Here is a 9,184-nt window from a genome sequence, read left to right on the forward strand (position 1 = left end):
GACTTGTTGTTTAAATCATATTTTCTTATCCGCAAATACTCGGTTATGATTGAGGTACAGCTTGCGGGGATAGTAACTACTCGTGATTTGTTCCCTTTTCCAGTCAAGCGCACCTTTGTTGGAAAAGACGGAGTTGCTAACGTGATGTCGTTCAAAGTGATGTCGCAGAGTTCCTGTGCCCGTGCCCCAGTGGCAAATATACCGCCAGCATCGTGACATCACGCTGTCCGATTGCTTTCGAAGTATCGGGCAATTTTAGTAATAATTGAATTTCTTCTTTCAAATAATATTTGATGATATTATTCTTCGGCTCTTTTTTCTTCGTGGAAGATATCGCTTCAGAATAAAATGGCAATGATGACGAAAAAGATTTCTTGGCGGCATATTTTGCAAACGCAATAATCGCTGAGCGGCGAACATTGCGCGTTTTAGCAGTACATTGACGCTCTTGTTCGAGATGGACNGCAACTGAAAAGCGTACTGGTATGCTGTGATCGTGTTCACGCTTAGCCCCTTGGTAATAGGCAGGTATTCGGTAAAGAATTCTGACAACAGACGAGTGAGCTCATCAGGTTTGCTTTTCACTCGAAATTCACCTCTGGTGACGGAATCCTTCTCCGTGCTTTGCCAGCCATTCCAGCCGATATTAATGCCTCCGTAAGGGATTTCCTCAATTTCATTGTGCTCAATTGTCAAGGAATCCGTATAATAAGCCGCAATGGCGGGACTGGCGAAGTACTCCTCGCCGATCTCTCGAATCCGATTGTTGCGGATAAGCAAGTCGGTGGGCACTTCTTCATCATCCGTATCTAACGAAATTATGAAGCCATGAACCGACGACAATGGCGGATTCCGATACATCGGAAATCCAGTTCCCTGTAATAGCAATGTCGCGTACCGCATCAGCCAGCTTTAAGCCTGTACCGCCTAACTGTTCCATGCGATTGCCGTGAAATTGTATGTGCTCGGCATTCTTCATCTCCACAGCAGCTTCCGCCAGTTCCCCTCCGTCAGTGTGAGACCCTTGACCATCCTGATTCACATAAAAATTCGCCTGCACGATCACAGCTCCCTCCACGGAAGGCTTATGCCAGGCACTATGCCGGATAGTCAGACCTTCCAGACGGATGTGACTCGCCTTGCTGTTCCGGTCGCTTCCTTCAATGGAGATCAGCGATTCAATCTCTCCCGGCGCTATCACTTCAATTTTAGCTATCTGTTCATCAGCCAGCGGGTAGTAATAGACGTATCCATCCTCCTCATCGTAATACCACTCCCCTGGCTCATCTAGATGCCCGAAAGCGTTTTCCACGTAAAATGGTTTGTTTAACACGGGTCTGTTATTAGCAGCATCGAGCGTAAGCGCCCAATTCATTCTGACGGGATCAACAAACAGACTCGTTGTTCCGTTCTCATTGTCTTCAGCCCCATCCACAGCTACACGATGCTGTCTCCAGCCTAGATTAAAGACAAGCTCCATATCATCCCCATTCCTCAAATCCCCTCCCAGATCAGCCGTGTTTACGATATAGCCCGAAATCTGGTTATTCCTTGTCACATATTGACCGCTTCGATAACGGTATACACTATCATCCTTGAAGCTACCCGCACTTTTCGCTCGTTGGGCTCTCTTGCCGTTCACATAAAGTTGTCTGATTTGACCGATATTCGCAACGGCAGCTTTGTACAAATTTGAATTTACATCGTCGGGAACCCATCCCTCTATCTTCTTCCCTCCCGAGATAACAGGCACTTCGCCCGGATAGGCTTTGTACACGACCATGTAACCGTTCGTTCCGGAATCCTCCTCCGTTAATTGCAATGGAGCATCCATCTCATACGTTCCGCCGCGCAGGTAAACAGTAATATCGCCTGTCATCTGATCGTTCACTTGCCTGACGGCGCTGCTCGCCTTCTGCAGCGTTTGGAATGGACGATGGAGGCTTCCATCATTATTGTCATTGCCATGCGGCGATACATAAAATACGGAAGGAGTCCTATCTATTCCAGTATAAGGAGGAGTATACCCTGTTCCCTCAATAATTCCACCGCCGGACTGGGTGATGCCTTGCTTGCCCGGACCTACTTCCTTGCCATTCACCATAGTTCCTTCCGCGTTCTTATCCACAACTAGCTTGGCCCCGTTAATATTGACATGAACATTGTCTGCCAAGACATAGATCATATCTGCATTTCCATCCCCGCTCAGTACAGCTCCATCCTTGTTCATATAAACTTGTTTTAGCTTTGAGCCCTTTGGCAGTAGCAAGGTGCTAGCTGATTGCATGTCAACTGTTTCATAATTGCCGGACAATATGACATCATTGGAGTCGCTGGAGAGCTCGACCCTCTCAACAATTGCCTGATCATCCTTCTGAATACGAAAAGGAGAATGTTTTTTTGCGGCTATAAGGCTGGTCACATTCGACTCACCAGTTACGTAGACAGATTGAACCCCCCCGCCTTTTACAATAACCTGTTCTGTCACATCCATATTGACAATGTTCACATCTGCTTCACCAATACCTTCCGCAAGCAGCAAAGAACCTCGAATTATGGAGTCTTTTAAGGTGATGTCTTTGCCGCTTACAATAGCGATACCATCCAAATCTTCCGAATATGAACCCGGTTGAATGTACAACGCTTGGATGGCATTGTCCAGCATCTTAATGACTTCAGCTCGTGTAATATAAGCATGAGGATCGAATGCTCCATCTGGACGACCCTGTATAAAATCTCGCTGCTTTAACTCATTGACTTCAGATAACGCCCATGTCGATATAGAATCACTGTCTTTGAACAGGAATGCGTCATTATTCATTGCAGTACTGCTGCTATCTATTTTTTCAATATTCAGAAACCTGTGCATAAAGACAGCTGCTTCTTCTCTAGATATATTATCGTTCGGTCGAAAGTAATCTTGATATCCAATAAGAACACCCGAAGTACTTACTTTGATGACAGCTTCAGAGTAATAAGCATCAGGAGCAACATCTCGGAAGCTAACATCTCCTTTATACTGGAAATTCATAATGCGGTCCGCAATTATAGCCATATCCCCGCGTGTTAAGTAATCATTAGGTCGGAATAACCCATTATACCCTTTTAGTATGCCAAGCTTGCTCCATCTGTTAATTTCGGACTGGGCCCAATTACTTGAGGTATCTTTGTATGCGTTTGCAGATATAGAATTGGGAATCCATTGTGCAATAATAAAACGATCAGCAGCATTAACAAATGCCGTTGAAACATTGTTCGATTCATGTAATCATCTCCTCTTTTTATCGATGCTTATAACCATGGCGGCATGAACGTGTCATGCCGCCATTGCATTACTCCATTGACTTTTCTATTATCATTGCTCCGAAAAGGAGCACATACGTCTTGGAGGTTCGGAATTAGAATCTTTCGTTTAAGTCTTCATGAGAAATTAATGGAGGGAATGGATTTGTTGGCAAGGTTTGATACCAATAGCTGACAGACATCATGTCATCTTCGCGCTGCAGGAATCTTTTCCATACGCCATCGTCATCCTTCGTCCAGCCTAAATCTTGTACGGTAACCTTTATTTCCTCATTAAAACGGATGGGATCCTTCTCATGCCATCTATACAAACTAAATCGTTGTTGAACTTCATACAGTCCATCCGGCTTAGATATATGCGGCATCCCCATGTATAGACCTGAATATTCTTGATATTCACCTTCACAATCCCAGTTAAAAGCACCGCCGAAGTAATCCTCTAAGCCCGTTGTACAAATTGTTGGGTATTCTTTGTCACCGTCCAAATAAAACTTGAATTCGCCCTCGCCCCACCATCTTGAAGCGCGATTCAACCCTACGTACAACGCTGTACCAATATAAAGACCACTTCCTTTTACACCATCTAATAACGTATGCACGTCTTTATATTGAACTGGCATGCTAACTCTGAATTGTGCATGAAAATACCCGATGTTATTTTCAATCTTTTTCTCTTCCATATTCACTTGATAGTACACATATTTCTTATTTTTCGTTCTGTTTTCTAGTGTGATTCTAGCTCTTTTCTTAAAAGGCATCGGAATAAAGCAATTAAAACCACGATTAGGGTGTACCGCCATAAAGCATGAATCTACCTGATACTGAGGACCAGCATTCCAGTTACCATCCTTCATATGATGTGGTCCTGACCAGCCATATAAGAAGAAATCCGTAATTGGACATTCAACGGAAGGAACCTCTTGATCGTCCCAATACATGCGAATAATGACACCGCGATCGACTTCACCAGTTAGCCAAATACTTTTAATAACACCTTCAGCCTCAATATTCATCATTTCAAATTCTGAATATTCATCAATAAGAACGTTTGGTCTGGATTTCCAGCCTTTCCCTAAGTGCTCTCCAGCAGAACCTTTTTCAGGCTCCGCCATTGCCCCCTTCCCTTTTTCCCCTGTTGGGTTTTCAGGCGTAATCGTTCTCGATACAAAATCCTCTAGTTGGTAAAATTGCTTTGTCATGTGAAATTCCTCTCTTTCTCCTAATCCATAAATTCGAATTTAGTTTTAGTTCGTGTAATAGGCTTCAAATTCAACTATAGTTGTAAATGTGAAGTCATTGCTATGCTTGTACGGCTTTCCATAAATCCGAATACCATCTCCCCAAGAATCATCAAAGGTAAAGGTATAGCTTGTTCCCGTGTTATTGGCTGCTGGCCCAGCTGTATTATAGTAAGGATACTGTGGTGTTACATTTAATCCTGTTACATCTACCCATACAGCGTATTGTCGAACCTGTACTTTGAGACTGTTATCTATAAACCAACCACCGTCAGGGAACATTGGACCTGTCGTATAAACTACTTTGTTAAATCCGTAATAATTGTCAAACGTTAATCCCCAGTAATCTTCTTCTCTACCTTGCGCGCTCTCATTTAAGCTCGTTGCAAAATTCCAATTGGCAGTGTTTTTATTTTCATCTGTCATTTGACCTAATGCATTATTGAATTGATCACCTAATGAGACAAGGGCCGCTCCTTCTGTCAATGCAATATTGTCATCATTTTTGGCATTAACAGGAGTAGGCACTACTACCGTAACATCGTGTTGTGCAGTTTTACTCCCATCAACAGTTGTTACAGTAATCGTTGCGGTACCTAATTCAATACCTGTTACAACACCCTGATCATTTACCGTGGCTACTGTTTCATCACTTGATACCCAATTTACTAGTTGATTGGATGCATTTTCTGGCGTTATGTTTGCTGTGAGCGAAATCGTTTTACCTTTTTTCACTTCATCCGCACCAGCAATCGTTACACCTTCAACTGAATTTGTTATAACTGTCACATTATGCGTATCTGTAGCAGTTCCATCTTCAGACGATACAGTTATGGTGACCGTTCCACCTTTAATACCTGTAACAATTCCATTCTCATTAACCGTTGCAATTGTGCCGTCAGAGGTTTCCCAGATCAGCATCTGACCTTCTGCACTTATCGGTGTTACATTTGCTGATAATGCGATAGTATCGTTTACTGCAACTTCATCGTCACCGGAAATACTAAGTGCTTCAATTGTTCCAGGCATCCCTGGTGTATCAGCATCTTGATCTACATAATAGACTTCTAGTTCAGAGATAGAAGTGAAAGCTAGATTATTCGTGTGCTTATATGGTGTACCATACACTCGAATTGCATCACCCCAAGTATCGTTGAACGTAAACGTATAACTAGTTCCTGTGAGCTCCGTGTCTCCACTTATCGCCGGTCCTGCAGTATTGTTGTATGGGTACACTGGTGCAACCTGTAAACCCGTCACATCCACCCACTGACCATACTTTCTTACTTGCACTTTAAGGCTGTCATCAATGAACCAACCACCGTCTGGGAAGATTGCGCCAGTGGTGTATATGACTTTGTCGAACAAATAGTTTTCATCAAATGTAAGCCCCCAGAAATCTTCTGTCTTCCCACTTGCACCGTCATAACTATCTGCAAAATCTACAGAACCATAATCTGTGCTACCAGCAGCCAAATCTTTGAATGTCTTAACACCATCTGTCATAACTCTTAACGCATTTTGTCTATGATCCTGTTTAACTACTATACCAGTAGCATAAGTTGACAAGTTATCATTTGGATCCGCATCATTCGTTGGCTGAGTTACCGTATTTGTTTCGGGATTAAATACCATTATTTCATCAACCTCATGACGATAACCTGAGGATTGCGCATTTTTGGTACCTAGTGTAATAAGCTCTAATTTATACGTCTTATTTTTATTCAATCCCCTTTTACTATAGGTTTCAGTACCTTGAGCGTGCGTAGCTTGGTATCCATCATGAATAATTTCTTCTACTATCACTTGATCAGTTAAATTTGTTAATGTAATTTTTTGACTTGTCCAAAGTCAGGACCTCGACCGCCATATAATGTGATATCTCTGCCTTTGAAAGTAAACGCAAGAGCTGCACCAATATCATCGCCAATGTCTACAAATCGACTGTCTCCGTGATTATTAGTTTCAGGCTTTGCACCTGCAATCATCCGATCGTGGAAGAAGTACCCTGTTCCCGCGTGGAATGGATTATAATACCACTTGTTATTGAACACCAGTTCACCATCTGTATTGTTGTATCTTCTCATCTCAGGATAAATAATTTCCTTGTTATTTGATCCTAAGTGAGATACATCAGCAGTATGACCTGCAATCCATACTTCCTGACCATATTCATATGCACCCGCATCTGGTGTTCCATCCGTCACATAATCTGTAAAGCCATCAATTGCAATGCCTTTATTTATAGCCGGAGAGTTAGCTTCGAGTGCAAAAACGTCTCCCTTCAGATCCTTAGAGCTTTTTACTAGATCGTATACAGGCGTGTTGCTTACATTTAATGCATCAAAGATTTCTCCTGCAAATAATGGGTTTTCGTATCTAACATTATTTTTTTGATCGTTCCCTAATGTAATCGGTAGGTTTGTTGATAAGTTATTGTACACTTTCACATTTTCCATCGGACTATTAATACCTACAGCACTGCCAGACCCACCATGTGAATTTACAAGTGTATTATTATATATTTGATGATTTACTGCAGGAGAATTCAAGAAAATTCCTTCCATCGTTTCAGCATTCCACGTTACATTATGATGCAGTATAAAATTACTGGAACCGTTGTCCAAATATATACCGGCACCAGCACCCTCTGCCAGATTATCATGAACCCAGTTGTATGCTATTTCGGTACCTTTACCATCTGTAATGTAACAATAGGCAACACCTAAATCTTTTGAAAGTTTCCCAGAATTATAGATATCGTTATACATTAATCGGGATCCCTGCACAAAGTTAAATTGCAGAACAGAACGTCCAGCATTGTACATTGTATTTCCTAAAATATCATGATTACTACCAATTACAGATAGGACACCTGCTTCTGTAACATTTGAGTTACCGTTTCGCATAATGTTATTTCTAACCGTATTGTTCGATCCTTTAACAGTTACAACATCACCAAAGCTGTTTTCTAATAAGCTGTTCTCAAGTACGTTATGGCTTCCGCCAATATATACACCTACATCCGTCCAAGTGCTATCCCACCATGGAGATATTGTGGCATGATCACCCCAGCCACCTCTACTATAGGTGAAGTGTATCCATGGATCGGATGAAATATATTTAAACTGCGTATCACTAATTACATTATAATGGGCATCCTCAAGATTAGCTGAAGCGCCGAACACTTGAATACCTTCAATGTTGATATAATCTTTGTTGCTTAAATCAAATGCCCATTTTCTTTGTTTAATAGATACTTTTGGTGCAGCTCCAGCTGTTAAATCTGCATCATTAGGCGCCCATAGATATAAATATCCATCCTCATAGTGCCATTCCGTTTGTGCATCAAGCTCTTCTAACTTATTAAAGATATAAAAACGGGATTGAGGGGCCGCAATTCTATGCCACTCTTTTGCCAGTGGTGCATCAAATGTCACTCTGTTATTGACTGAACCCGTTATTATACTCGTTTGAGCAGACCATCTGACATGACTCCCGGTATACATAATCGTGGCATCTTTCCAATAATCATTCGGCTTGTTCTCTCCATTAAATTCTGCAAATGTCATGCCGCCATCTACTAAAGCCCCATAATTGTCCAGTTCTAATTTGTCATAGAGCTTATCTGCTTGCATATTCGGGTATCTCGCCTGATTCATTTGCTGCTCTATCCCATTTGAGTTCTGGACGTACACATCTAGCGCTAACTGTTTAGTGCCGACTGTACCATCGATTTTTGGATAGGTTGTTGTTGCTAGATCAGTTCCAATATATGCTCTGTAAATAGGTTTATTTTGCGCCCAAGCAAATTCACTCGTATCAGGAAGCTCCTCCCACCCCGTCACAGTATCCGCACCGCTTACAACTACTTTTTCACCATCCGCTGCTTTATAAGTGATGGCCTTACCTTCTTCTCCACTTTGGCTTGGCTTAACCGTTTCTTCATAGATCCCTTCTCTGATGACAGTCGTATCACCAGCAACCATCGTATCTGCTGCTTTTTGAATGGTTCTCCATGGATTGTTTTTGGAGCCGTCACCTGTTGTGTCACTTCCAGTTGTGGCAACATAATACGTATTGTCACTAGCGGGTAAAGTACCCGGTGAATCATTATATGAATTTTCGTTACCAGGCTTCACAATGTTCCCTTGATCATCAACAAATACGATCGTACCGCCTAGCACTACTTCTCCACCGATCATCACACGATCTACCGTCTCATCAATTATTATCTTCGTTTTTCTCGTTTCCAGTGTGACGTCGTTTGCTTCAATTGTTGCATTTTTTACGCTACCTTCTCCTGCTATAACAGCACCCTTACCCTTATTGCTAACAACCAGGTAAGTCACTTCTCCGTCTGGGGAAATTTCCAGTTCAGCAGCTGCTTCGATATTGACTGCATTCACCTTTCCCTTAATAACAACTTTGCTTTCCGACAAAAGAATGACATTGTCATACGTTCCTTCAAATATGACATCATCGGATTGCTTCTCTACGATTACATCAAACTTAATCGTTTGATCAGACACTATTCTCATGACTTATGCAGTTCACGAGATTAACTGGTAATTGTGAGAATCTATGCTTGAATAAACCGGCCACCAGGTCATTAAGAGCTGGGGCGGCCAATAAGCCGAAAT

Annotated in this window: 5 protein-coding genes and 1 pseudogene; 1 reads left to right on the forward strand and 5 read right to left on the reverse strand. The window is 42.1% G+C overall.

Annotation, left to right across the window (positions count from 1 at the left end):
- A partial coding sequence (locus ACFQ2I_RS16365; RefSeq protein WP_377566054.1) for a hypothetical protein occupies positions 1 to 216 on the forward strand: 216 nt, incomplete at its 5' end.
- Positions 217 to 799: 583 nt separating this feature from the next.
- Here the strand turns inward: ACFQ2I_RS16365 and ACFQ2I_RS16370 are convergent.
- From ACFQ2I_RS16370 to ACFQ2I_RS16390, 5 genes and pseudogenes are all read right to left on the reverse strand, one after another.
- Entirely contained in the window at positions 800 to 2,821 is a 2,022-nt protein-coding gene (locus tag ACFQ2I_RS16370; RefSeq protein WP_377566057.1) for an S-layer homology domain-containing protein, read from the reverse strand.
- A 66-nt stretch (positions 2,822 to 2,887) separates the two neighbouring features.
- Positions 2,888 to 3,214, reverse strand: a pseudogene (locus ACFQ2I_RS16375) (S-layer homology domain-containing protein); the annotation flags it as partial.
- A 184-nt stretch (positions 3,215 to 3,398) separates the two neighbouring features.
- Positions 3,399 to 4,502, reverse strand: a complete 1,104-nt coding sequence (locus ACFQ2I_RS16380; protein WP_377566060.1) for a glycoside hydrolase family 172 protein — start codon at positions 4,500 to 4,502, stop codon at positions 3,399 to 3,401.
- 45 nt (positions 4,503 to 4,547) lie between these two features.
- The gene (locus ACFQ2I_RS16385; protein ID WP_377566062.1) at positions 4,548 to 6,269 is read right to left on the reverse strand and encodes an Ig-like domain-containing protein; all 1,722 of its coding nucleotides are present in this window, start codon (positions 6,267 to 6,269) and stop codon (positions 4,548 to 4,550) included.
- Between the two features lie 95 nt (positions 6,270 to 6,364).
- On the reverse strand, positions 6,365 to 9,073 hold the full coding sequence (locus tag ACFQ2I_RS16390; protein WP_377566065.1) for a hypothetical protein: 2,709 nt from the start codon (positions 9,071 to 9,073) through the stop codon (positions 6,365 to 6,367).
- Between the last annotated feature and the right edge of the window lie 111 nt (positions 9,074 to 9,184).

This window comes from Paenibacillus chungangensis (assembly GCF_042675905.1).
GTDB classification, from domain to species: Bacteria; Bacillota; Bacilli; order Paenibacillales; family Paenibacillaceae; genus Pristimantibacillus; species Pristimantibacillus chungangensis.

Coding starts and splice junctions, on each gene's coding strand:
- ACFQ2I_RS16370 (WP_377566057.1), bottom strand. CDS start 2,821: ATGAATAATGACGCATTCCTGTTCAAAGACAGTGATTCTATATCGACA.
- ACFQ2I_RS16380 (WP_377566060.1), bottom strand. CDS start 4,502: ATGACAAAGCAATTTTACCAACTAGAGGATTTTGTATCGAGAACGATT.